Origin of the sequence: Desulfitobacterium metallireducens DSM 15288 (assembly GCF_000231405.2) — a bacterium.
In the GTDB taxonomy this organism is placed as follows: domain Bacteria; phylum Bacillota; class Desulfitobacteriia; order Desulfitobacteriales; family Desulfitobacteriaceae; genus Desulfitobacterium_A; species Desulfitobacterium_A metallireducens.
Genome location: NZ_CP007032.1, coordinates 585,762 through 611,540 on the forward strand (window position 1 = coordinate 585,762; position 25,779 = coordinate 611,540).

22 protein-coding genes and 2 riboswitches are annotated in these 25,779 nt (G+C 43.7%); of the genes, 8 read left to right on the plus strand and 14 right to left on the minus strand.

The window, feature by feature from the left end:
- Positions 1-16: 16 nt before the first annotated feature.
- Positions 17-670, plus strand: a complete 654-nt coding sequence (locus DESME_RS02835; RefSeq protein ID WP_006717499.1) for a (Fe-S)-binding protein — start codon at positions 17-19, stop codon at positions 668-670.
- 52 nt (positions 671-722) lie between these two features.
- Here the strand turns inward: DESME_RS02835 and DESME_RS02840 are convergent, their stop codons facing one another.
- Entirely contained in the window at positions 723-1,496 is a 774-nt protein-coding gene (locus DESME_RS02840; protein WP_006717501.1) for a GDSL-type esterase/lipase family protein, read from the minus strand.
- 202 nt (positions 1,497-1,698) lie between these two features.
- Between DESME_RS02840 and DESME_RS02845 the strand changes: the two genes are divergently transcribed.
- From DESME_RS02845 to DESME_RS02860, 4 genes are all read left to right on the plus strand, one after another.
- Positions 1,699-2,310, plus strand: a complete 612-nt coding sequence (locus DESME_RS02845; protein WP_006717503.1) for a hypothetical protein — start codon at positions 1,699-1,701, stop codon at positions 2,308-2,310.
- 77 nt (positions 2,311-2,387) lie between these two features.
- On the plus strand, positions 2,388-2,801 hold the full coding sequence (locus tag DESME_RS02850; protein WP_006717506.1) for a carboxypeptidase-like regulatory domain-containing protein: 414 nt from the start codon (positions 2,388-2,390) through the stop codon (positions 2,799-2,801).
- Between the two features lie 145 nt (positions 2,802-2,946).
- Positions 2,947-3,306 carry a carboxypeptidase-like regulatory domain-containing protein gene (locus tag DESME_RS02855; protein ID WP_006717507.1) on the plus strand — a complete coding sequence of 120 codons (360 nt, stop codon included), beginning with the start codon at positions 2,947-2,949 and terminating at the stop codon, positions 3,304-3,306.
- A 95-nt stretch (positions 3,307-3,401) separates the two neighbouring features.
- Complete coding sequence (locus DESME_RS02860) at positions 3,402-3,794, plus strand: hypothetical protein (protein ID WP_006717509.1); 393 nt, start codon at positions 3,402-3,404, stop codon at positions 3,792-3,794.
- 2 nt (positions 3,795-3,796) lie between these two features.
- On the opposite strand, the gene DESME_RS02865 is transcribed toward DESME_RS02860, so the two are convergent.
- The 7 genes from DESME_RS02865 to DESME_RS02895 form a co-directional block, all read right to left on the minus strand.
- Positions 3,797-4,708, minus strand: a complete 912-nt coding sequence (locus tag DESME_RS02865) for a DUF3794 domain-containing protein (protein ID WP_006717511.1) — start codon at positions 4,706-4,708, stop codon at positions 3,797-3,799.
- 18 nt (positions 4,709-4,726) lie between these two features.
- Positions 4,727-5,293 carry a DUF3794 domain-containing protein gene (locus DESME_RS02870; protein ID WP_006717513.1) on the minus strand — a complete coding sequence of 189 codons (567 nt, stop codon included), beginning with the start codon at positions 5,291-5,293 and terminating at the stop codon, positions 4,727-4,729.
- A gap of 136 nt (positions 5,294-5,429) precedes the next feature.
- Positions 5,430-5,852 (minus strand): DUF3794 domain-containing protein, encoded by a 423-nt coding sequence (locus tag DESME_RS02875; RefSeq protein ID WP_006717516.1) that lies wholly within the window; start codon positions 5,850-5,852, stop codon positions 5,430-5,432.
- Between the two features lie 32 nt (positions 5,853-5,884).
- A complete protein-coding gene (locus DESME_RS02880; protein ID WP_006717518.1) occupies positions 5,885-6,418 on the minus strand; it encodes an SPOCS domain-containing protein in 534 nt (177 codons plus the stop codon).
- A 23-nt stretch (positions 6,419-6,441) separates the two neighbouring features.
- Positions 6,442-6,969, minus strand: coding sequence for an SPOCS domain-containing protein (locus DESME_RS15300; RefSeq protein ID WP_006717520.1), 528 nt, complete (start codon positions 6,967-6,969; stop codon positions 6,442-6,444).
- A gap of 319 nt (positions 6,970-7,288) precedes the next feature.
- Positions 7,289-10,024 carry a YheC/YheD family endospore coat-associated protein gene (locus DESME_RS02890; protein ID WP_006717523.1) on the minus strand — a complete coding sequence of 912 codons (2,736 nt, stop codon included), beginning with the start codon at positions 10,022-10,024 and terminating at the stop codon, positions 7,289-7,291.
- Between the two features lie 60 nt (positions 10,025-10,084).
- On the minus strand, positions 10,085-11,299 hold the full coding sequence (locus DESME_RS02895; RefSeq protein ID WP_006717525.1) for a KamA family radical SAM protein: 1,215 nt from the start codon (positions 11,297-11,299) through the stop codon (positions 10,085-10,087).
- A gap of 570 nt (positions 11,300-11,869) precedes the next feature.
- On the opposite strand from DESME_RS02895, the gene ltrA reads away from it, so the two are divergent.
- Positions 11,870-13,279, plus strand: coding sequence for a group II intron reverse transcriptase/maturase (gene ltrA, locus DESME_RS02900; protein WP_025248628.1), 1,410 nt, complete (start codon positions 11,870-11,872; stop codon positions 13,277-13,279).
- Positions 13,280-13,373: 94 nt separating this feature from the next.
- Here ltrA and DESME_RS02905 read toward each other — a convergent pair whose 3' ends face one another.
- The 3 genes from DESME_RS02905 to DESME_RS15305 are packed head-to-tail and all read right to left on the minus strand — an operon-like array spanning position 13,374 to position 21,047.
- Positions 13,374-20,027: a DUF7507 domain-containing protein gene (locus DESME_RS02905; RefSeq protein WP_006719050.1), complete on the minus strand. Its 6,654-nt coding sequence runs from the start codon at positions 20,025-20,027 to the stop codon at positions 13,374-13,376.
- A 31-nt stretch (positions 20,028-20,058) separates the two neighbouring features.
- Positions 20,059-20,547 carry a hypothetical protein gene (locus tag DESME_RS02910; RefSeq protein ID WP_006719049.1) on the minus strand — a complete coding sequence of 163 codons (489 nt, stop codon included), beginning with the start codon at positions 20,545-20,547 and terminating at the stop codon, positions 20,059-20,061.
- A 17-nt stretch (positions 20,548-20,564) separates the two neighbouring features.
- Positions 20,565-21,047, minus strand: coding sequence for a DUF3794 domain-containing protein (locus tag DESME_RS15305; RefSeq protein WP_006719048.1), 483 nt, complete (start codon positions 21,045-21,047; stop codon positions 20,565-20,567).
- Between the two features lie 253 nt (positions 21,048-21,300).
- On the opposite strand from DESME_RS15305, the gene DESME_RS02920 reads away from it, so the two are divergent.
- Positions 21,301-21,807 carry a CinA family protein gene (locus tag DESME_RS02920; protein ID WP_006719047.1) on the plus strand — a complete coding sequence of 169 codons (507 nt, stop codon included), beginning with the start codon at positions 21,301-21,303 and terminating at the stop codon, positions 21,805-21,807.
- Positions 21,808-21,840: 33 nt separating this feature from the next.
- Here the strand turns inward: DESME_RS02920 and thiE are convergent, their stop codons facing one another.
- The 3 genes from thiE to thiD are packed head-to-tail and all read right to left on the minus strand — an operon-like array spanning position 21,841 to position 24,100.
- The gene (thiE, locus tag DESME_RS02925) at positions 21,841-22,467 is read right to left on the minus strand and encodes a thiamine phosphate synthase (RefSeq protein ID WP_006719046.1); all 627 of its coding nucleotides are present in this window, start codon (positions 22,465-22,467) and stop codon (positions 21,841-21,843) included.
- The gene (gene thiM / locus DESME_RS02930) at positions 22,460-23,272 is read right to left on the minus strand and encodes a hydroxyethylthiazole kinase (protein ID WP_006719045.1); all 813 of its coding nucleotides are present in this window, start codon (positions 23,270-23,272) and stop codon (positions 22,460-22,462) included. Before thiM ends, thiE begins: the two co-directional genes overlap by 8 nt.
- 21 nt (positions 23,273-23,293) lie before the next feature.
- Positions 23,294-24,100, minus strand: a complete 807-nt coding sequence (gene thiD / locus DESME_RS02935; protein WP_006719044.1) for a bifunctional hydroxymethylpyrimidine kinase/phosphomethylpyrimidine kinase — start codon at positions 24,098-24,100, stop codon at positions 23,294-23,296.
- An 81-nt stretch (positions 24,101-24,181) separates the two neighbouring features.
- A riboswitch (TPP riboswitch) is annotated at positions 24,182-24,295 on the minus strand.
- Between the two features lie 175 nt (positions 24,296-24,470).
- A riboswitch (TPP riboswitch) is annotated at positions 24,471-24,582 on the plus strand.
- Positions 24,583-24,647: 65 nt separating this feature from the next.
- On the opposite strand from thiD, the gene DESME_RS02940 reads away from it, so the two are divergent.
- Positions 24,648-25,775, plus strand: coding sequence for a LuxE/PaaK family acyltransferase (locus DESME_RS02940; protein WP_006719043.1), 1,128 nt, complete (start codon positions 24,648-24,650; stop codon positions 25,773-25,775).
- Positions 25,776-25,779: the final 4 nt, after the last annotated feature.

Genomic DNA, 25,779 nt, shown 5'->3' on the forward strand with positions numbered 1-25,779 from the left:
GGGGGAATGAGACTTAATGAAACAAGTGTATGCACCTGGCTGTGTGCTCTTGATCTATAAGCCGCAGCTTGCTAGAAAAGTATTAGAGTTTTTAAATCAGAATTTAGGGGATATTCCTGAACACCTGATTTGTTGTAGACATGAACCTCATCTTGAAAATGGCACCCAAGTCATTAACACTTGTGCAGGCTGTGATAATCGATATAGGGAGCTTTATGACGGTATTTCTACCCTATCCCTGTGGGAGATTTTAGCTGAAAGCGAAACATTTCCATTCCCTGATTATAAGGGCATGGAAATGTCGATACACGATGCCTGTCCTACACGTACGGAGGAAAGGGTTCATTCCGCAATAAGAAAACTTCTGGAAAGAATGAATATTAAAATTGCTGAACCTAAGCATACTCGTACCCATGCAATCTGTTGTGGGGATAGTTTTTATGGCTCTTTGCCTATAGAAAAGGTTAAGGAGCAGATGAAAAAACGCTCCGATGAAATGCCTTGTGATAACGTCGTGGTTTACTGTGTCTCCTGCATTAAATCTATGTATATAGGGGGCAAGAAGCCACGCTATATGATTGATCTTTTGTTTGGAGAAGATACTGAAATCGGTGCCTTTGAACCTGATGAATGGCATAATGAATTACAAGAATTTATAGATGAGCATTAACAGGGAGAAATAGAAGAAAGATTGGAACGCTCTGAGAAGATGGATAATGATATTAATGCGTCTTAAGTGCTTGACTAATTCGCTCAGAAATCGCCTGATAACCTAAAGAACTCGGATGTAAACTATCTTTGGAGATGTATCGAGTCGAATTATATTTCATGAGATCATAGGTTGGAATATAAAGGGCATTGCCATCGCTTTCGATCATTTGCCGGCTCTGATCGTTCAACTCATTCAAAAGGTGTTGATTTTCGGCACTTATTAATATTTCGTAGGGATTATAAAGCCCGAGCAGGATAATTGCTGAATTCGGGTTGGTCGTCCGCAAAAGCTTAAGGGATTGTTTTAAATTATCAAGATAACTGGCGAATTGTTTTTGGAAGCTGTCTTCTTGCCCCAGCAAATTTGAGGGAAGAGACTTCAGAAGGTCGTTACCCCCGATTGAGATCAGAATAATATCAGCATCGGTTATCTCTGAATTGAGGCGTTTGCTTTGAAGGTGTTCGAGAAGGCCTGTGCTCGTTAATCCATCAATTCCTTCGTTTTTAACGATAATGTCTTTTGAGGTGCTCTGTTTAAGTTCTTCAGATAAATAGCCTGAAAACCCTTTACCCTGCTCGTCACCGGTGCCCTTAGCAATTGAATCTCCTAGAATAAGGACTTTCAAGGGGCTGCCCTTCTCGGATAATTTTTGGGCTAGTTCAAAGGCAGACTGCGAACTCTTAGGTGATGTCACACGAGTTGTTTCAAATATCCTGATTCCCAAGATAATTAGGGTAATGCAAGCGAGTATAAGCAAGGTGTAAGTTATTAGCTTTTTGATCAAGGTCATTACTCCTTAGGCAAAGTTATGTTTGAGCTACTTTTTAATTCGCTAATACCTCCTCTTTTCCTCTTAAACAAAGTTTTAAGCCCTCGCTTCACACATTGCGAGGGCTTATATAATTTGAGTGTTAAGTTATACCGTTTGTTATAAATGTAAATACTTTGGCATATTTTTTTAGGTAAGAAGTCTAGGAGGTGAGGAATTGAGCACAAACAAGATTCTTGTGAAAGAAGTGTGCCATAAAACATCCATCTTAAGTCAATTTGATGGAACAATAACGCCCTGTGTGCCCATACAGGAGATCTATGAGATTCGGCATGAAATCAATACTCCACGAGTCCTCATCGGAGAGAAAATGATTGCATTGCTAGGGAACTTAACGGTCAAAGCATACTGTGTAAAGAAAGAGAATAAAGAGATGTTTTTAGTCGAGAAATCTTTTACATATCGCAACTATATTCCAGGAAACTATAATTTCCATCATCTTAAACCTTGTACTTCGTTAAGGTCTAAAGTTCAAGATATTATTATTGAATCTGTAAAAGATGATGAGATTCGTCTTTCAGGGATTATCCTGACTGACCTTGTTTTTTCCCTTGAGAAAGAATATGAGACAGCGTTACTAGTGGGGCATAAGGAGGATAGACCGGAATATCCTGTTGAGACTAAGGAGTCAAGTTATCAAAGAGTTCAATCAGAAGAAGATTCACCCTCGAGCGAATATAAACTTCCAGAAGAAGAGACTGAAGAAGAGGAAGTTTATGCCGAAGTGATTCAAGGATCAAACCAAGATTTAACAATTATTTTAGAGTAATATCACACCGAACTCCTTGTGGAAATAAACTAATATATAGAATGGATTGACTTTCCACGACTGAAAGGAGTTTTAATATGGACGACAACAGTTCTAAAGTTACGCTTAGCAGCCGGGATTCAGGGGTGTATTATGGGACAACTAAAAAAGATTGTACTGTTTCTAATGAATGTCACCATGACGATCATCACTGCCATCCCAAATGTTCCCCATGCGGAAATCAAGAGTATATCTTATCTGATAGTATTAACGTTCATTTAGAGCCGGGTAAGGAAGTTAATAAGGACATCGTTCTAGCCCCGAATCGGGCTAAAGATTGCGGTACGATTAGCGGTTTTGTAAAAGACAAAGATGGACACCCCATCGAAAATGCTTTAGTTAAGATTTTTGATGGTAACCATCATCCTGTAGCCCATGTTTTTACAAACCATGAAGGCCAGTTCCTTATTTGCCTTGCCCCAGGGAATTATATTGTTAAAGCCGTTCGGTAAACTAAAAACCATTATTCGTTTGAGGGGTGATTAAGCCCCTTTTTTTTATTTTAAATTGATACACACCAAACTTTTTATGGAATAAAATGGAGTATAGAGTGGTACAAGTAAGGGGTACCCTACGAGCCGAAAGGAGTTTGGGCTTATGACAGTGTTAGGTTATCTTTTCCGGAAACTCATGCACTACTTTTACAAGATAGATAATTGCGACCTTCCGGTAAGAGATGCAGATTCGCAAGACACGGCGGGATGTGAACTTCAAGGTTTTCATTTAGGAACTGGGGAAGAAATCCATCGTGATTTCCAATTCACTCATTACCCCGATAAAAATTGGGGTACGTTAAGTGGGATAGTAAAAAACGAAGAAGGTTTCCCCGTTAAAAATGCGCTTGTTCAAGTCTTTGATTCTGGGGATGAACCTGTAACACATGGTTTCACAAATGATGACGGGCAATACCGGTTTTATCTTGAGCATGGAAACTATATTTTAAAGGCGGTTCGTTGAATAGAACAGCCTTTTTCTAACGTTAAAACGGAAACTAATGCATATCTTTAATTAAATACGTTAGGGGGCAGATCCATCCATTAGGGGGCTAGTTTATGAATGATAAATCAGACCAGGAAATTATCTATTCATCGGGAGTTCTGGTTATACCGAGCTTTATGCCGGAATGTTTTAGGATTCTCGAAACAATTTCAATACCCACTCTTCATCGTTATTTGCTCAAGAAAGAGGGAATTGTTATTCAGGGGTTAACGCAGAATACAATAGAATATAGTTATCTTTGCCCCATTGATAACATTGAGGAAAGCAAAAAATTGAAATGTGAAATCCATTTTGCACGATTTATTGAAAACAAAAATCCTAATGCCTATTCAAAAATTAAGTTTAGAGCAGATTTGGACTGGAAAGAATTTTCTTTAATAGATTCAAGACATATTCGTTTTCAACAGATCATCTGTGTAAATTCAATCTTTACGCTTAAAGCATAGCACTAGTGCTGGCGGAAGATATCGAGGCGAAGGAGCAATACGCAGAAGAGTTGGTTGGATTCAAGGCAATCAATTTGAAAGTGTTCGGGAACTACCTCTATACAAATGGAACTATAAATGGGAGGTCCGCCAACCCATTCAGCCAAAACACAGAGTGGCAAATTAGAGATAAAGGCATGAATATCTTGGCTTGGGGAGAAGGTTTCGAATTTTACAAGGATCTCGATATTTCCTTTTATCACCACTTTTCGAATCGGTACTTTACAACAAGGGCTGCAAAGCGGGGTTGAACGGATCTCTGCTTTGTGAATATCAACTGAAAACATGTGATCAAGGATTTGAGAGATTTTGGAATGCTGGGTGGGCAAGGCTAAAGTTTTGTTTATTGTAATGTGCTTAGACGTAAAGCGCGTTGAGTGTTCAGAAAGGGAACAATTTAATGGTTCGCTGCCTTGAGTTCGATAGGGAATTTCTCTTTTTACCCAAAAAAAGAGAGAAATTGTAGTCTCCAAAAGACGAGAACAAATTTTCTCTGTCCAAATCGGTTCTACTATGACTTGAAGGGATAACTGATGTGGGTTGCATTCTTGTTCTTGAGTAATAAGCGTATCGAAGGGAATGTTACTATGTACGATGTGAATCGTTTGCTCGGGCAATTCCGAAGAATACTCGATACTTAAGAATAAAAGACCTCGAATCAGCAACTTCTGGCCTTTAATGGGGTCATGGGTGGTTCTAACGGGAATTGGAGTTATATTTTCAATTTTGACTTCGTGTTTAAGCTGGACAATTTGGTTCACATCGGGCTTTGGTTCGGGGATTGACACTTCAGCACAGACCAATATTTCGTTTGAGCATTCCACTTCTTCAGAGGAAAGAGGGGAGCACTCCGATAATGTAAATGGGAAATTCATTTCAGTCTCAACCCTCCTCTATTTGTCCATGATATCTCGATCGGTAAGAGAGTGGTTAGAGTCAATCTTCTGAAGCCAAATTCTTAAGGCTATCAATGTATCGAAGATGGTTTCCGTCTTACAGGAAATTTCTAGATATTCCGTATAAGTGTAGACCATGTATTCGTTTAAGTTAAAGTCACAGGGAAAGAGTTGATCATTATCACACCAGGATTGCGGCAATACTGCATCAAACGGCTGTTCCCAATTATAACAATAGATTTTCTGTAATGGATCATTAGGAGTTATGTACTCTAAATTAAGATGGACGAGCCCAGTAATGATTAACTTTTTGCCTTTTTTTTGTTTGCCGTCGATGATTTCAATCGAATCAATCTTTTTTGCACATTGAATTTTAAGGGTATGGACGTATAATACAACTTTCTGACATGGCGGGGTTTGGTCAGGAAGAGATATTGAATTTACTAATGTAATTTGGGTTGAACAATACACTGAATCAGATGGATTGGGATGGTGTTCATATCCACTCTTGGGTTGAGTACAAAAGACAAATTTGCCATTCTGTTCATACATTTTTTTACTCATCTCTGCCCACCTTTAATATTGAGTAACGGTTCTCAGGATAATTCTATGCGTACAAGTTACAATAAATGAGAAAGGGGAAATAATCTTAATTCAAGACTCCTTTGAAGTAAGTTACTTCCCCTGAAAATAGCAAAGGTTAGGCAGCAGTATAGATATCGAGGCGCACAACAATGATCTTTGAAACTCGGCGATCATCTTCAAGACAGAAGACAGATTTTTCGACGACGGGTTCAACACAAATGTTTGTACCCTGCGTCGGTCCATCAGGCATCTCGACGAGTGCATTAAAAGGAACATCAAAATGGGCTCCATGGACTTGTTGGTCAGGAACAGCCGCAGCGTACTTAACAATAATATGAGCGATCCCCACAACAAGTGCTTTTCTTAAGAGAACCCCGGTGATTTCCGGTGATTCCAACGGGGTATCGAAAACAACGGCTTTCGTAATTTCAAAATCAATGACACTATCTAATAAACACTCAGCAGGTGGCTTATGATCGGGAATTACTAAGTTATGGTCAATGACAATCTCAGTAAAAAAATTGGTGAAAGTTGGCATTCTCGTTTTCCCTCCAGTCCTCTAAAATCAATTTAAGGTTGTTTCGGTTCGAGCCAAATGAGGACGACCAGCACTTTACTCAATTCGCGTGGGTTAACAACGTGATATTGCTCATGTTCGACACAAATATGAATGTTATAGTCATTAATATTGAAATTAGGAGGAAGCAATCCGCGGTTTGTTGTTGTACAAGGACGTTGCTTAATCATCACTTTAAAAGGAACGCAAAAATGAGCAAAATGGAGTTCCTGAGAGGGAACAGCGGCTGAATATTCAACACCAAGGAATAAAGTACCGGCGATAATGACCTTACGCCCTTGAACTTGACCGAGGGGGACAGCTCCTAAGTTAACATCGAGAACTTCTACATCCTCGATTTTGAAATTTTTGGTGACATTCGTAATGTGTTCTACATCCGGCTTCGGTTCCGGAAGGATTAAGTTGTCGTTAATAACAATTTCTGCGAACGTATATACTCTGGAACCCGGTCCTACCGTAGAAAATTGAGGAGGGCACTCATTGCCGGGGTTAACGGGGGTGTTGCATGTTGGGCAGTTGCAGCTCATCCTTTAATCCTCCTTTGATACGATTAGGGTTGTTTTTGTTCAACCCAAAGCATTAATACAATTTCCTTGCTCAGAGTTCTGCTGTCGATTTGCGTGATCCGTAATTTTTCTACGCAAACATGGGCAACGAAATTATCCGGAAGAATAGGATCGCCTGGTGGAATCAAAAAGACGCTTGTATTTAAGGCACAGTCGCGCATTATGAGCCCATTGAACGGAAGTTCGTAATGCACAACATGGACTTTTTGATCCGGAACGTCTGCAACATATTGGATATAGAGTGTTAGGGTACCGGATACAACAATCTTGAACCCGGCAGGTGTAGTTGATCCTGGAAGTATGACAGGGAGAACTTCAACATCTCGCAGGGCGACTTGATGAGTAACTTTGACAATATGGCTTTTGGGAGGCTTCTGAGGGGGAATTACAAGGTTCCCATTCACAATGATTTGCGTGAAATACCTCGCCGGATTTTCAGGGGATGGGCAAAATTCGGTTACTCCACCATTCAGAGAACCGGTACCTGTGGTGCCACTTGGACAGAAGATCATGCGTTGTTCACTCCTTTATCATTTTTGTGAACATTGGGTTTGGTGTTTTGGTAAAAAATCACCATTCCAAATTACCCTGCTTTAAGTTTATGACTAAAAAGGAAGTACTGTTCAATGTATTTCTATGGTAAATAGTGGTTTTTATTTGGGCAAAATTACTCCGTTTTTGTGAGCATAATATTGCGTACATTGCAAAAAGGCCCGAAAGCGTAGTTTCTCCCCTTCGAGGATAAGTCGACTAAGCCTTGAGTTTCGTTCTTCAACTCAAAGCTAGTCTCCTATAGCCCCTAGAAGTGAACGATTTGTGGAGGGACAATCATCAGAGTGTTAAATTGTTATACATGCGGATAATCATGTGCTTTGCGTAATCTAAGGGTAAACCATGGACTTGGGAAAGAACTTCTTCAGTTGTTACTTGATTATATCCTATGGTGTTTGGTTTACTGTTTGCTTCTAATAACCAGAGTTTGCCATCTTCATCCAAAGCGACATCAAGCCCAACTTCTCCTAAAGTACCAAAGGTTGCTTCTAGAGCAAGTAACATATCGTAAGAAAAATCCCTGATCTTTTGCCAGCTTAATAACGGATGAGGCAGTTCGTCTTCAGGAGCAACGACAATCTCATGGGCTCCGGCCGCAAAATTCGTTACAACGGCACCTTCGGGGGCAATTCTAAAATTGATCGTCGAAATCTCCCACTTGCCATAAAGATTCTTTTGAGCTAAAACTCGCATATCAAAAATCAGATTGTTGAGCTTATTAAGATTTACACCTTTTTGGATAACACAATTATCCCCAAGTTGTTCTGTTAAAAAGGAATAGAGAGAATCTTCATTATCAAAAGACCACGTTTCAACGTTTTCCCCGCCCGTACTACAGCTAAATTGTTCATCTTTCTTTTCCACCCGAAAAACTTCTTTGCCATAACTGCCAAAATTACTTTTTACAAAACAAAATTCATATTGGGTTAGAAAGTTTTTCAAAGTAAGTGGATCAAATTGCTCTGTAAAGGGAACACAATTTTTTCCTTGATCAAAGAAAGTTACGGCGGTATAGGTTTCCCATTTTCCAAAATATCTTTTGGCATTAATCGGTTGTAGATCAGGAATGAGTCGTAATAATTTATTGGCTTCCTTGGCCATCTGTCTCTTCTCAAGGTCAAAAGGATAAGTTGCCATATCATATAAAACTTCCGGGAAGGGTAAAGGTTTACTTTCCCAGGCATTGCTCTGGGGATTAAAGTAAAAGGCTTCAACGCTCTGATTATCCCAGTCAATACGATCTAAGCGGAAACAATAGAAGAAAACACCTTTTTCTAGCGCTAACTGAGCCAACTTTTGCATTTCATACAATTCATTGATGCGCGTAATTGTGTTATCGGACACACTCATACCGACCATTGGACCGAGAACGAGGTTAGTGGGAGAAGTGAAAAGCAAACATAAAGATTCTCCGTGATAATGAGTCAAATCGTTGAAGGCTTTATTGGATAAATACATCGTATTAGAGTTTGAATCGAAGGTTTGTTTCCTAACTTCTACGGAGAATTGTGATGGACCTACCTTCAAGAAGAATCGATGACCCGGATGGACTTTAAACGCTTTTAATTGTTGATCATTTAAATAAATCAATTTCTCATCATTCGAATCTAAAAACGCCTTCAACATATAGTTTTTAGGGGGAAAAGGGGTAACATCTTGATCGAAGGATATGTGAAACCAATCTTGTGCCATACCAAAAAGAATGGGACTGAGATTGATAACCTTGTCGATGACTTTATCTTGCATTTTGAAAAAGCTTACCTTTAAGGGTTTTCCGTTAACCTCAATTAGCCATACTCTACCGCTCTGATCAATCCCAAGGTCCACCCCTAGCTCGCCGAGAGTACCAAATTTATCCTCCATTTTATAACCGACGGTTTTCGAAAAGGAAATGATTTGATGGATAATTTCGTTTTCTCGACCAGGGAAACATTTCGCGAGAACCTCACGAATCCGTAAGACTTTCCCTCCACTGCGTGGACTCGTAATGACACTGCCAACTGGGGCAATGCGAGCATTAATTCCAGTGACCTCCCAGGTAGAGTTCGGTATTTTCTGCAACATCACGCGAACATCAAAGCGGTTACCTAAAAACTTCGCAAGATCGATCTCATTTTGAATCACATAGTTCTGGTCTTCTTTAAAAAGGGTGTTGAGAAAATTAACCGTGCTATCAAAATCTTCGAAAGAGAAAACGTTGTTATTCTCCGGGTCTCGATGCTCGATCACATACTTTTCAACATCTTTGGTGACGCGAAGCACTCCTTCTCCTTTATAAAGTTTATCCGGTTTCAAATAAAGAGAGCCCGTTTGCTCAAAACACCCTCTTAAATTTGGAGGGTTGAAGTTATAAAAGGATGGAATCTGATTCTTAATTTCCTTGTATTTTTTCAAATGGTTATAGGTTTCGTATTTTCCTATTTTGACGACGTTGTTGTAGACTTTTATACCGGAATCTTTAACGAGTTCCCGCAATTTGTAAGCAGCCGCTCTTCCTTCTAACCCAAAACATCGATCATAAATGATTTGCGGCAGGGGATAGAATTCTTCTTCCCATTGTCTATCCGACGTCCAGCGATAGCCTTTAACTTTGGCTTCATACCAATCGATATCTTCGAGGGTGAAGAAATAAACGACCCCACCAAGAGAGGATGCCCAATTTTGAAAACGCCAGTAAACGCTATCCCAACCTCCGTCTTTTAGATTTTCTACTTTATTCTGGCTAATAAAAACACCAAGCATTGGTCCTAGGTGAAATTTTCCATTGCTAACTTTTAGATTCGTTTTGATACCGGCCGGTATGAGAAGGTTTTTTTGAGCACGGGTATTTAGATAAAGGGTTCCTTCATCGGAGGTCCCCCTTCGTATATCAAGTTTATTGAGACTTTTTCTGGTCCCAGCAAAGAACGGATAATTACCTCTTGTTAATGAAGCTAAAGGTGCATTTTTGGGCAATTCTAAAATACATCTTTCACTCGTAGTTGTCTTAATATTGATTAGGTTATACACATCCACTCCTAAAACACCTCCAGGTTTAAGTCTTAAAAAGTCTTGCCAATCCGCATAACTCTCTCCCTAATCATGATTAGGGTAGGGAATCGTTTTGCCTTCCCAGTTTGTAAAAAGAAGGGGATTATCTTCGAAACCGTTGACTAAGACCTGGGGTGCTAAGGCAACCTTTCCTAACCCTCCCGGCAGATTGACGACATAGTGGGGGATTGCTAATCCGGACGTTACCCCACGAAGTGATTTAACCAGATTAACACCCTGCTCTACTGGGGTTCGAAAATGTCTTGTGCCGGCAATATCTTTGGCATGAAAGAGATAATAAGGCTTGATCCCAATTGATAATAAAAGTTGGAAGAGATAACGTAACATCATAGGATTATCGTTGATGTCCTTTAAGAGTACTGTTTGGCTTCCGAGTATAGCACCGGAAAGGAAGAGTTTCCGGCAAGCTTCTTTCATTTCAGGACTTACTTCAAGAGGATGGTTTACATGGAGGTTGATATAGATCGGGGCATATTTACGAAGGATCTTTGTTAGGGCGGGGGTGATTCTCTGGGGAATAACAATGGGCATTCGTGTGCCAATTCGGATCATTTCAACACTAGGGATTTGACGTAACCTTTGTAAGATCTGATCAAGCTGTCGATCAGATAATGTAAGCGGATCTCCCCCGGTTACGAGAATGTCTCGGATTTCGGGATGCTTTGTAATATAGTCGAAAGCAGGTTCTAACTGTTCACTAGGGACATGGAGATCTATGCAACCATGTTCTCGACGCCTTTGGCAAAAACGACAGTAAGAACCGCAGATATTGGTCACTTTAAGAATAACGCGATCAGGATAGCGCTGAGTGACATGGGGTACGGGTGACGTTTTTTCTTCAGCCATCGGGTCCAACTCTCCGAAGTTCTCATTGAGAATTTCCAGGGCTGAGGGTAAAAATTGTTTGGATAGGGGAGTACCACAAGAGGCTAACCGTGTGAGTAAAAAAGGAGAGATTGCCATTCGATGATGGTGGATGCTTTCTTCTATTTCGGCAAGCTCCTCGGTTTTTAAGGGTAAAATTTTGGATAATAAATCTACACTCGTAAAGCGTTTGGATAATTGCCATTTCCAGGAGTCAAAATCCTGTGGAGATGCGTTTAGAAGCGTGAGGATTTTATTCCGATATTCAAGGAAGGCGGCTGCATTGTCCTGAGCTTTATTTAGATGTTCTTTTTCTTTCATAAAAGGTTGAATATATTGAAGGAGTTCCGCCGAACGTTGTAAAGACTCATCCATTATTCCCTATCCTCCTTATATTTCTCCTCACATAAAATATGTTTTTTCCTGGCACATCGTGAGTCATTTTATCCATCGTTTACGGTTTCTTTAATCATATATAAGGAGCTGTGTAGTTTCGCACTATAGAAAACGGGGGCTGTTTTGCGACAGCCCCGTTTTTAAATGGTGCGCCACGCATGGCGATTAACTAGACGGTGAAAGTCCGTTATGGGGGTATGTAGCGACCAACCATTAGCTTAAGGCAAGGGTGTCCATCGTGAGGTGGAATCTGAAGGAAGCCGGCGGCAAAGCTCCGACCCGAGGAACACGAACAGTATCAGGCGCAAAACGTGGGGTAAGGCTGCCATTCAAGCTGAAGCCCAAAAGCTACACGGATACGTTAGCGTAAATGCTGCGGGTACATGGAACGAAAGTGAATCGTCTTACCGTGGGAGGCCTCACGGACAGGTGGAAACAGAGTAAGAAACCTGGTTGAAACAAGATTTATCGTGAGGAGTCAGCTGAAGCCATAGTACAGAGGTGGTCTAGACACCGACGGAAGGGTTGAACCAAAGGAGGTGTGGGTCAATGAAAGTTACTGAAAGTGGTAATTCAAAACACAGACAACTTCGATTCGAAGACTATCTGCAAAGGGTATCTGCGGAACAGAGAGAGTATGCGGAAGTGTGCGCGCCACCTAAGATGACTGAAACCGACAACACCAACACGAACAAGCAGACAGAAGGCTTGCTTAAGCAAATTCTTAGCGTCGAAAACCTAAACCGAGCTTACAAACAGGTGAAGAGAAATAAAGGCGCAGGTGGAATCGATGGTATGCAGGTGGATGAACTTCTACCCTTCCTGAAAGAGCACAAGAATGAACTTTTGCAATCCCTCTGGGACGGTAAATACCGTCCAAAACCCGTACGGAGGGTAGAGATACCCAAAGAGAACGGAAAGACTAGAAAACTGGGAATACCAACAGTCGTAGACCGGTTAATCCAACAAGCGATTACTCAAGTCCTGAGCCCCATCTTTGAAGAGCAGTTCTCAAACAACAGTTTTGGATTCCGACCGAACCGCAGTGCTCATGATGCACTGTTGAAATGCCAGGGTCATATTACAGAAGGATACAAATATGTAGTAGACATGGACTTAGAGAAATACTTTGATACGGTCAACCAGAGCAAACTGATTCAAATTCTGTCTGAGACAATAAAAGACGGGCGAGTCATCTCACTCATCCACAAATTCCTAAGAGCAGGAGTTATGGTGGATGGTTTGTTTGAGGAAAGCCCCGAGGGCGTACCGCAAGGCGGACCCCTTAGTCCCTTACTTGGAAACATTATGCTCAATGAATGTGACCACGAGTTGGAAAAGCGAGGGCATAGATTTGTGCGTTATGCAGACGATATGATGATTTTTTGCAAAAGCAAGAAAGCAGCAAAGCGTGCGCTTGACCATATACTTCCGTTCATCGAAGGGAAGTTATTTCTCAAGGTAAACAGGGAGAAAACTAAGATCTCGCACGTAAACTATGTAAAGTATTTGGGATATAGCTTTTACATCTACAGAGGATTTGGGCGACTGAGAATCCATCCTAAAAGCATCCAGAAACTCAAAGATAAAATCCGAGAAGTGACTGGACGGAGCAACGGGATGGGAATCGAAGAACGGAGAACAAAACTCAACCAGATAGTGCGAGGCTGGACGAACTACTTTAAACTGGCCGACGCTAGAAATCTACTTAAGACACTGGATGAGTGGCTAAGAAGTCGCATACGGATGGTTACCTGGAAGCGATGGAAGAGAACCCGAACGCGATTTGAAAACCTCAAGAAAGTAGGTATACAAGAGGAACAAGCGTGGATGTGGGCAAACACAAGAAAAGGCTATTGGCGTACTGCCCATAGCCCGATTTTGACAAAAGCCTTATCCAATAAGCGTTTCGAACGGATTGGATATCTCAGTTTTAGTGAATGTTATTCTGCGAAGTAACGCGTAAACTTTGGAAGCGCCGTATACCGAACGGTACGTACGGTGCTGTGGGAGGTCGGCTGACCAAATAATGGTCAGCCTCCTACCCGATTGCTTAACAATCGCAGTTCAGGATACCTTCAATTCTTAAGGTTACATTTTTGAAAATCGTCCTCGGGTCGACGACTTGGCTGAAGACATCTTCAATAATGCCTATAACCCTTATATGCTGGCACGTGTTGAAATCTGGGGGGAGTACCAAGAAGGTGCTGAAGGGGACTTCAAAATGCGCCGCATGCACTGACTGTCGTTCATTATCGGCAATATACGTGATTTTTTGGATGAGCTTGCCTTCAACGATCAGTTTCCAACCCGTAAGCTGTTGTCCTTCGTAGGAAGTGACAACCGGGGTTTTTGTAATCGTTGTCGAGGTGATTTCAACATCCACCATGACGCTAAGCAGTGTTTCAATATCCGGTTTTTGCGGCGGAATGGTGAGGTTTTCATCCACGCTAAGCTGTTTAAAGGGTCGTAATCCAACATCAGTTAATACTTCATTGCTCGTAATGCTTCCGGTCACTACCGGACTAGTCGGTTCAAGCCTATAGTTAAAGGGGATAACCGCACTATTGATTAGTTCAGGCGGGCAAGGCATTGAGTCTATTTTTACACAGAATTTTACGGTAAGGGTTTGTTCCGGCTGAATCGTGCCGATGGAAAAACCAACAGCTGGATTTGCTCCGGGCTTTGGCACACCATTGACCGTTACGCTGTTAGCTACCAGTGTTGTTCCCGCGGGGATCTGGTCTTTGAAAATAACGTTTTCAACGGGGACGGTACCCGTATTGGTTACGGCAACGGTATAGCAGAGGGTATCCCCAACTTGAACTGCAGATTTGTCCGCTGTTTTGACCGCAGTTAGCTCGACACGCTCGATTCGAGTAACAACCGGTTCGCTTTCTTGGGTTCTATGACTGATTGGTCCACCAGGGATAATCTGAACATCAAAGTCGATAACGGCCACGTTGACGACTTCAGGGGGTTCAGGGCGTTCTTCAACGACGACGCTGAAGACTACTGTTGCAAATCCTCCAGGGGGAATATCACCGATCGGAATACCTGCTTCAGGGTTTGCACCCGGTTGAGCGACTCCATTGACGAGGACACTGTTTGCCACGAAGGAGGTGCCATTCGGGATCTCATCGGTGAACACAACGTTCATCGCGGTGACCGTTCCCGTGTTGGCAATACTTACGGTATAGGTGAGGGTATCACCGACGACGGCTACAGTTTTGTCAACATCTTTAATCACTTGCAGCTGAACCAGTTCGACATTCGTGGTTACTGGATTACTCGGTTTGGTTCTCGTTTGGGTTGGCCCAGCCGGATTGATTCTAAACTCAAACTGAACATTAGCCGTGTTTGTGATCTGTCCTCCAGGTGGGAGAACATCGACGGTCACTCTGAAGCTAACTGTTTTTGAGCCTCCGGGTGGAATGCTTCCTATATTAACGCCTGCACTTGGATTGGCTCCGGGTTGAACCACGCCATTAACTCTTAAGCTATTTGGGATAAACGTAGTGCCAACCGGTGGGGTATCGGTAAAGATGACATTGTCAACCGTTACCGTGCCTGTATTGGTGACGACGACGGTATAGGTGACTGTATCTCCAACCTCTACGAACTCTTTATCTGCGGTTTTTACGACGTTAATATCTGCAACCTCAACCGTAGTTTCAACAGGGTTGGTTGGCGTTTCTCTGGGAAGGAGTGGACCATTTGGATCAATTCTGACGTCAAATTGAACTAAACCAGTGTTGGTTATGATTTGGTTCGGTGGGAGACTGTCTACCGTTACTACAAAGCTGACCGTCTTGGAGCCTCCCGGGAGGATATTTCCTAAACTTACCCCTGTGAGAGGGTTAGCCCCTGGTTGGGGTACTCCATCGACCAATACACTACCCGGAACAAAGGTGGTCTCCGGTGGAATGGTATCGATAAAGTTAACATTTTGTGCGGTAACAGTCCCCGTATTGGTGACGACGACGGTGTAGGTGACCGTATCCCCAACTTCAATAAATTGTTTATTTGCTGTTTTGACTGCGGTGACTTCGGCGACTTCAACCTGAAACTGTACATTGTTGCTTTCAAAGTTTTTGATCACTGGTGGAAGACCTGGGTTAACCGGGAAAGCTGCCACAAGCGTTGCCATATTATTGGTTGGGTTAGGCACAGGCAGGGAAGTGACTTGAACCTGGAAGGTCACCGTGGTAAACCCGCCTACAGGGATCGTGCCTACAGGGATACCTACTGCAGGATTGCTGCCGCTTGGAACACCATTAATGGTCACACTGCCCGGGACAAAGGTAGTTCCGTTGGGCACGACATCGGTAAGCAAGGCATTGTTGGCTGGGACGGTGCCGGTATTTGTCATGATGACGGTATAGGTGACAATGTCCCCGACCTCAACAAAGGGCTTATCGACACTCTTGGCAACATCTACCGCCGCAGTTTCCACCTTAATGTCTACGGGGTTACTAACAAAGTTTCTTAAAACCGGGGGCTGACCTGGCTCGATTTGGAAACGAGCATCCACAGTGGATAGATTGGTAGCCGGGTTCGGAACAGGGATAAAGGTTACAGTGGCATCAAAGGTTACCGTTACGGATCCACCTACCGGGATATCCGGAACTGGAACGCCTACTGCCGGGTTTCCTCCACTCGGAGCGCCGTTGATTGTTACGCTTCCTGGAACAAAGGCGAAGCCGTTTGGCACAATATCGTTAAACACTACATTCGTTGCAGGAACTGTTCCTGTATTAGAGATAACGGACGTGAAAGTTACAGTATCTCCGACCTCGACGAATTGTGGGTTAGCACTCTTTTGGATATTAAGGGCTGCAATGACGACCTGTGTCGGGGCAGGATTACTTTCGGTGGTTTTCGGTGTCGGGCTCTGAGGATTGACAGGGTACAAAGCCTGGATCACTGAAACATTCTCTGCCGGATTCGGAACCGGAATTGCATCAACGGTTGCCTGGAAGGTTACGGTGGTGCTTCCGCCAACCGGGATATCTGCAAGCGGTATGCCTGCTGCGGGGTTACCGGCCGTTGGGAAACCATTCACTGTGACCGTTCCTGGTACGAAGTTAATGCCGTTTGGTGTAACATCAGTGAACACGACATTGGTTGCAGGGACGGTACCGGGGTTTGTGATGGTTGTGATATAGGTTAAAACGTCCCCGATCTCTGCAACTGCTCTATTCACCGTTTTTACAACATTCACTCCAGCGGTCTCTACCTGAGTGGTCACTGGGTTGCTGGGGAATTCTTTGGTGATAGGGCTCTGAGGGTTAACAGGGTACTGGGCAGTTAGAGTTCCTATATTAACGGCAGGGTTAGGAACCGGTGTGCTTGTCACTTGAGCCTGGAAAGTTACCGTTACTGTTCCGCCAACCGGGATCGTGCCTACGGGTACCCCGACAGCAGGGTTTGCACCGCTTGGAACACCATTAATGGTAACCGTGCCTGGTACGAAGGTTGTTCCATTCGGTACGATGTCGGTAAGCACCGCGTTGTTAGCCGGAACCGTACCCACGTTGGTCATGGTCAGCGTATAGGTCAATATATCTCCCACTTCGGCAAAGGCATTATCTACGCTCTTAACCACATCGACCTGTGCGATTTCCGCCCTTGTAGTAACAGGATTGCTTTCGAAGGACAGGTCAATCGGGTTCTGCGGGTTTACAGGATAATCTGCAGCAAACGTGGCAGTGTTTACAGCCGGGTTAGGTGTCGGGATCGTGTCTAGAGTGACCTGGAAGGTTACGGTGACAGACCCGCCTGGTGGAATATTGGGAAGCGGGATACCTGCATTTGGGTTAGCTCCGCTTGGTGCGCCATCAATGGTAACCGTTCCCGGAATGAAGGTGGTTCCGTTTGGCACGACATCCGTAAGCACACCATTGTTTGCAGGGACTGTACCTGTATTGGTTACGACAACGGTATAGGTTAGGGTTTCCCCAACCTCGGCAAAGGCTTTATCCACACTTTTTATAACTGTTGTTCCGGTCTGCTCAATCGTTACATTAACCGGATTGCTTTCAAAGTTGAGCGTTCTCGGAGGTTCCGTAGGCTCTATGACGAAGGAACCACTCGCGGTTGCGGTATTGGTCGTCGGGTTAGGTGACGGTACGGAAGTTGCAGTAACCTGGAAGGTCACGGTAATGGATGCGCCCGGAGCCATGTTTCCAAGCGGAATACCTACACTTGGGTTGCCCGGGTTCGGATTACCGTTGACTGTAACGCTTCCCGGTACAAAAGCTGTTCCAGGAGGAGGATTATCGGTGAAAATTACGTTGTTCGCCGTTACATCTCCGCTGTTCGTTACGACTGCAGTATAGGTGATGACGTCCCCAATATTGGCGAAAGCGATATCCGAACTCTTGACGATTGTGATTTCTGGATTGACAACCTGAGTTACGACAGGGTTACTTGTGCCGCTTCCTGGAATGTTTGGCTGATCCGCAGGGTTAACACGCCAGAGAAAGGTCGCATTGGCCGTGTTGGTTAGCGTAGGAGGAACCGGGATCGAAGTGACTTGAACTTGGAAGCTTACCGTTGTTACATTGGGGGAATCCGGAGTGGATACGGATAAATCTCCAAGAGGTATGCCAGCAATCGGGCTAGCTCCGGGCTGGTTCACTCCATTGACAAAAACGGTGCCTGGGATAAAGTTTGTTCCTGCAGGCGGGTTATCAAAGAAGGTGGTATTGAAATCTACAGTATTACCGGTATTGGTTACATCGACCGTGTAGGTTATGATATCCCCTACAGCGACAACACTCTTATCCGTGGATTTTACCAGTGTAATCTGACCAATTCTTATCACTGTTGTTACAATATTACTTTGGGCAGTGCCACTAAAGGTCGTACCATCCACGGTATACTGGAAGTTAACAAATGCCTGATTGACCACATCCTGCGGAGTTGCCATCGTATTCACCGTGACCTGGAAGGTGACTACAACCGTACTTCCAGGAGCTGGTGCAGGCGGAATATTAGGCAGTGGGATTCCGACACTCGGATCCCCGGGAACCGGGACTGGAAGTCCAGGAGGAACTACGACGGTCACACTGTTCGGTACGAAGGTTGTTCCGGCAGGGATGGGGTCTACGAAAACGACATTCGTGGCCGTAATGTTACCGTTATTGGTTATAGTGACTGTATAGGTCAGGGTATCTCCATAGGTTGCAAAGTTTTTGTCCACTTCTTTTACTACATTAAGGATTGGTCTTTCCTGAGTTACTACTGTGGCTTTTACGCATTGGTTATTAAGGTTAAAGTTTTCGTTTTGCTCATCTCCGAAGGAGGTCGAAAACGTTGCCAGCTGAACAGTGCCCACTCCTGTCGGTGTATAGTTGGCAGTAAAGGTTAATACCGTTCCCGGAGGCACGTTGCCCAAGGCTGCAGGACTCCAGGTCAGGGTTTGGCCAACGATACTCGTAGGCGGAATCGTTGCATCATTGTTGTAGGTCATCCCCGGTGCAAGGGTTACTGAGAAACCTGTACTGAGTGCCGGACTTGCCCCTTGGTTTACAACTTTAAAGGTGATGGTATTGGGTTGGCCTACAAACAGTTCATTATTGGGGTTAGGTGTTGTAAATTCAAGATACATTAAAGGTTTTCCAACGGCGAAGAACACATCATCAAGCACAAACCGGGTATACATATTTTCCATGCTACCGGTATAAGGGAGACTATTTGTATACTGATGACCTCCCTCATAGACAATCTTGCCTGCACCGGCTCCGTTTTTATAGGGTCCTGCCATGATAAAGTCGTACTGTTTTCCTGTCTTTGTCTCAATGAAGTGGGCAATAATTTGTGTCTGTGAATTATACACCAGCCCCGGAGTATTGTGATAAACGGTCTGGAAGCTTCCGCCGGGAAGTCCCTGTGGAGCAGTGGTGTTTACAGCCTGAACCGTTGGGAAGTCAGGTATATCAACCGTAAAGGTGCCAGTATCCCCCTTATTTGTGTCTGTTTCCGGAATACCAGACTGGGTTAAGAAGGGACCTGCTTCATTTTCGATGGATGGTATCGATGCACACATGGCATGGAGGAAACCACCCTGGCGCAGCCAGTCATTTAATTCTAATTTGAGTCCCGGGTCATCCCATACTCCTGTACCGGTATGAGGGGAGATTAGTATATCATAGGCATTTCTTCTACAGGCAGTCAGGTCAAAGCCAAAGAGTGCTCCGGCGGCAATTTCTGTTTCGGAAAGAACACCGGGCGAAGCAGCACTCCAGAGGTTACCATTGGAATCCGGTATGCCGGCTGCATTCAAATAGGTCGTTACTATGCCGCTGTTAGCTGCTTCTACCGCAATTCTTGGAGCCCTTTGCATCGTAGCTGCAATATCTGCGCTGAAGGGGGCAGTGGCAACGTGTACCTTCACATTGGGGTTTGCTACCTGCCAGGCAGTGATGAAGGGCGCTGCCGCAGCGGCAAAGGCTGAATCGATAATGAAGGGGCCGCCTGAATAGTTATGGCTCGTTATAATCGTTCCCGATTGAAAGTCTGTTGCTGAGGTTGTAAAGTCGGTGCCGTTAAAGGGCTTTCCGGACTGAATAGCCCATTTGACGGGAATTTCGTTGGAAAGTAATCTGTATACTAGCCCGTAGGCCCTATACATGCCTAAATTCTGGTAGGCTGTGTCCATGGGAATAATCAGCGTACCAACGCCAAAATTTTCTATAGCCATTATGACGCTCCTTTCTATCTAGTTTATTTAATTAACAAAAAGTCACATCAATTAACAGGGTAATATTTTTGAAAACAGTTCTCTCATCCCTCTGCATTGCGAAGATATCTTCGATATAGGGGGTAACAACCAGTTTCTTTTGCTTTAACAAGTTCTCAACAGGTGTTCCATTTACTTCTTTAGGAACAATGACAAAAACACTCTTTAAAGTTTTCTCGAAATGGGCTGCATGCGTGCTTTGGCTGGGTTTGTCGGCGACATAGGTTATGATTTCTTTAAGGTTAAGCTCGATAATGAGTTTTTTGCCGCTTAATAGCTGCCCTTCGTAGGACTTAATGCAAGGTGTGTCAATCAGGTGAAAGGCAACAATTTCTGGTTTAACTGTCACGGATACCAATTGCTCCATGTCGGGCTTTTGTTCAGGAATCGTTAATATTTCTGGAATTGAAAATTGGGTGAAATACTGTGGGTTTTCGGGTAATTGTTGAGCTGTGCCGTTCGTTATTACGGTACTAGGCATTCTAGGGCACCTCCTTTTTAGCTAATTTGGGCGACAAGTAAGAGGGTGATGTTTTTGAAGATTTTCCGTGTGCCGATCTGTTCGGCATAAATGTCTTCAATATAGCCCTCTACCGTAAGGCACTGAGTCTCATCAAAATCGGGAGGCAAAACAATAAAGGTACTAAAAGGAACGTTGAAATGAGCGCCATGGATACTTTGACATCGTTCGTCGGCAACATACAGGACCACTTGTCGGAGTTCGCCTTCGACAATTAATTTCCAACCGGTTAGGGTTTGATTTTCCAAGGACTTGCCAATCGGTGTTTTTATCACTTTAGTGCTGAGAATCACCAGTTCTGACTTGACTTTAAGGATTAACTCGATATCTGGTTTAGTAGGTGGGATATCGACTATTTCCTCAACATTAAGCTCCTTGAGGGCTGCTAGTGGATCGGAGAATTTTGGTAGTTGCTGAGCCGTCCCCTCATACTCTATTAAGCCTTTTAAGGTGCTTACCATAATAGAGACCTCCCCTCTATATGCTTTATGCTTTGAAAGAATAAACACTTGTACATTTCATCGTATGCTAGAATTCGATTGATGCCACCAAAATATGGCAACAAAATATTGGCTAAAAAAAGCAGCCCCATTCTCAGACAAGATATGTCGAGAACGGGGCTTGGGGTGTGATGATGGGTTGACCGATTAGAGAGTAGGGAGTTAAATTGAAACAGGAGAATGTTCACTGAGGACTAAATTAGGAGGCAAAATCGTGGAGAGTGCAGAAAGACTTGTAGAGTTACTTAAAAAGTTATCTTTAACCATAACGACCGTAGAGAGTTGCACCGGAGGATCTATCATTTCCGCAATTACAGATGCTGAAGGGGCATCGGATATCACTCCGGGGGGATATGTTACCTACTCGAATCATCAAAAGCGGGCTATCGGTGTTCCTGAAGAGATTATTGAAGAATACGGCGTTTATAGCAGCGAGTGTGCAGAAGCGATGGCCAAAGCAGGTGTGAAGAATACAGGGGCAGATTTAAGCATTGGCGTGACGGGTACTTTTTCCAATGTTGATCCCCATAATAACGACAGCGTCCCCGGGGTTGTCTTTTTTTCAGTCGTATTTCATGCTGAGCAAGCATTAGCGGGTAAAATAAATGTGCCTATTATGGAGAGGCCTCAGCAAAAACAATATGTTGCTGAAATCGTACTAAAAAGAGTGCTGGATGTTGTTGAATCCATATATAAGGCTCTTTTAAATCCGCTTAAATAGAGCAAAGCCTCCGCATCCGGAGGCTTGCACGTTTTAGCAGATGACTTTTAAGAGTTGTTGAGCTGCGCTTTTGATATCGTCCTGAGCTAAAATAGCGGAGACTACAGAAATTCCGTCAATTCCTGAGGACATGGTTTCGCGGGCATTCCATTCGTGGATACCGCCAATAGCCACAACAGGGATATGGACGGATTTTTTGATTTGTTTTAATTCGTCAAAGGTGACGATTTTAGCTTCTGGTTTAGTGGGGGTTGCCACCATCGCACCCACACCAAGATAATCAGCCCCTTGTTTCTCTGCAAGAAGCGATTCTTCTAGGGTACCAGCAGAGACCCCGATGATTTTGTCAGGACCGAATAATTTCCGAGCTAGGGGCATCGGAAGGTCATCCTGGCCGATATGAAGCCCATCAGCATCAATCGCTAAAGCGATATCCAGACGATCATTGATGATCAGGGGAATTCCATGACGGGTTGTGATTCCTTTGACGGCTAGGGCAAGTTCTAGGAATTCCCGAGTGGAAACGGATTTTTCCCGGAGTTGGACGAGCGTTACTCCGCCAAGAATCGCGTGTTCAATGGATTGGCATAAGTCACGACCTTTTAGAGTTTCACGGTCGGTGACAAGATATAAACGATAATCGACATCTGATTTATTCACAGGTCACTTTACACCCTTTCGCTAAACTTTCAGGGGTCAGATTATAGATTTTATCTAAGAGATGGATTTTAAACGTACCAATTCCCTCATCTGGGGTAAGCGATTGCTGAGCAAGCTCACCGGCAAGCCCCATGGAGGCGATTCCGGCAACAGTTGCGGTTAGATAATCTTGATTTGCACCACAGTAAGAACCGATGAGGGAAGTAGACATACAGCCCGTCCCGGAAACATCGGACAACATGCGGTGGCCGTTGTCGATTCGGCAAACTTGCTTACCATTGGATACGATATCTGTTTTACCGGTGATCGCAATAATGCAATTCCATTCAGTAGCCAGTTTCTTCGTAATGATTTCAGCATTTTCTTCACTTGCGACAGAATCAACGCCTTTTGTTTTAACATCAAGACCGGCTAGCACTTTGATTTCTGACATATTACCGCGAATGACGGTGGGTTGTACTTCTTCAATGATTCGTTGCGCTGTCTTTGTGCGCAGAGTCGTAGCTCCAACGCCTACAGGATCAAGAATAATGGGGATGCCCAGCGATTTCGCCTTTTTCCCAGCAGCGAGCATACTTTCGATCGTTCGGGAATTCAAAGTACCTATATTGAGAACCAAGGCAGAAGCAATGCTCACCATTTCCTCTACTTCAGATAGCTCATCCGCCATAACCGGAGAGGCACCAATCGCGATGGTAATGTTAGCGCAGTCATTGACGGTAACATAATTCGTGAGGTGATGGACAAGTGGGCTTTTCTCTTTTACGGCGGATAAAGCAGCCGTTAATTTCTCTTGTATGTTCATGAATAAACCTCCAAGCTAATTCTAATCGTTCAAAAGTCCAGCCTTCTGATACAGGCTATAAAAATGATGCGTTGGTCCGACGCCTTTGCCGATGGCTAACGAATGCTCAATCGCGATCGTAATATACTCCTTCGCTTGGGCAATCGCTTGCTCGATACTCATTCCGCGAGCAAGATTTGAGGCGATTGCGGAAGACAAGGTGCACCCTGTTCCATGCGTATTTTTGGTGTTAATTCGGGCAGATGAGAAAGGAATGAATTCTTTTCCAGTGAAAAGGATATCCGTGGAGTCGTTTTCAAGGTGACCGCCTTTAAGCAAGACGTTTTTAGCACCCATCTGGAAAATCGCTTTTGCAGCATCCTTCATTTCTTCAAGGGTATGAATGGAACGGTGGGACATTACTTCGGCCTCAGGAATATTCGGGGTAACAACTGTAGCGAGGGGTAATAATTCCTGAATTAAAGTTAGCTCAGCGTCGGGATTTAAAAGGTGGTAACCACTTTTGGAGACCATGACTGGATCGACGACGAGTTTTTCCGGAGCATACTCTCTTAACTTTTCCGCGATGATCTTAATGGTGGGAATTTGAGAAACCATCCCAATTTTAACGGCATCGACAGAGATATCATCAAAGATAGCATCGATTTGTTTAGCGATAATATCAGGATCAATATCCTGAACCGCAAACACGCCTTGGGTATTTTGAGCAGTGACAGCAGTGATCACACTCATTCCGAAAACACCATGAGCGGAGAAAGTCTTCAAATCAGCCTGAATTCCGGCACCCCCACTACTATCAGAGCCCGCGATGGTTAAAACGTTTTTCATGACAAAATCCTCCTTAGGGATAAAAACGAATGATTTAAACATATAAAAAGAGCACAACTCCAGGTAGGGCTGCGCTCTTCTTGTTACAGAGTATTGCTCACCTACGCTGGGATTATCCAGATCAGGTTCAAAGGGTCTTAGACTTCATCAGGTCTAAATCTCAGCCGGCCTTTTCCAGCTCCCCTGCCTAACTATGAGGTTAGATATTGGTTAAAAAATAGCACGTAATCCGTTAAAAGTCAAGGTAAGGACTGGAAGCTGGAAAGATCGATAACAGGGAAAAAGATAGGGACATTCGGATGAGAACTTGAACGTTTCCTATAATCGTGCTAATCTTTACTTATTATGAAGTAGTTCTGTAAGAAGAATGTAACTAAATAGAGGGAGCTTAAGGAATTGAGCTGAGAGGGCAGTTGAGACCACTGCCGACCGTGATACCTGATCTGGATAATGCCAGCGGAGGGACAGTAATATTGGAGTAAAAAACCGCTCATTTTCTAATGAACGGTTTTTATTATTAATTTTTAACAGAAGGAAGTAGAATTTGATGAGGGTAGACTCAGAAAAAATGGTTGAAGACATTTTTGACTATATCGAGAAGTTTAAAAATAAAGCGAGTAACTCTCCGGAGATTAGTGACGATTTTAATGCTTTAGCTCTCAAACTTTTTCAATTTCAATATCAATGGAATCCCGTCTATAGAAAATATTGTCAGCTTCGTCGCAAGTTACCCCTAACCGTGAAGAGGTGGCAGGATATTCCCCCGATTTCTTATCAGATGTTCAAGGAGTCTACTTTAGCGTGTGAACCTATCGACGAGACGATTCCTGTTTTCATGACGAGTGGCAGTACCAATCCGGAAAAAAAGGGGCGTAATTATCATCCCACTTTTAAGGTCTGGGATGCATCGATGATTTTTCCTTTTAAAAATTATGTTCTTCCGGATCGGGAGAAAATGAGGATTTTAGTATTGTCCCCGGGCGATGATGTAAATCAAAACTCTTCCTTGTCGCGATATCTATCTCGAGCGTTTAAGGAATTGGGCAGTGAGGGAAGTCAGCTTTTCTTCCATCAAGACATCGGGTTTGATATGCCAACCTTAGTTGCTGCGCTTAAACAAAGCGTCGCAGAGCAGGAACCCGTTTTACTGCTGGGCGCGACTTTTGCTTATGTTCATTTCATCGATTATTGTCAGGAGCAAGGGGAGAAGTTCCAATTGCCGAAAGGAAGTCGGGTGTTTGATACAGGCGGCTTAAAAGGGCAAGCACGTGAAGTGATGACGGATGAATTATATGAATGGTTCAAAGCGTTCTTTGACGTTCCACGGGAGCTCTGTATCAATATGTACGGAATGACGGAGCTCTGTTCACAAATGTATGATCGCACAATTGAAACGTATCTCTCTGGGGGTCAGGTCATTTATGATAAAATCGGGCCAGCCTGGACCCAAATCCAGGTTTTAGATCCGGACACGCTGGAAGCTGTTCCTGATGGTGAAATAGGTTTGCTGGCTCATTATGACTTAGCCAATTGGAATTCGTGTTTAGCTGTTTTAACAGAGGATATGGGATACAAAACTCCAGACGGTTTTGTTTTGCTCGGGAGATCGAAGGGGGCTGAGCCCCGCGGGTGTTCGATTGCGGTTGATCAGTTGATCGCTGAGCAGAGGAAGTGAGGAA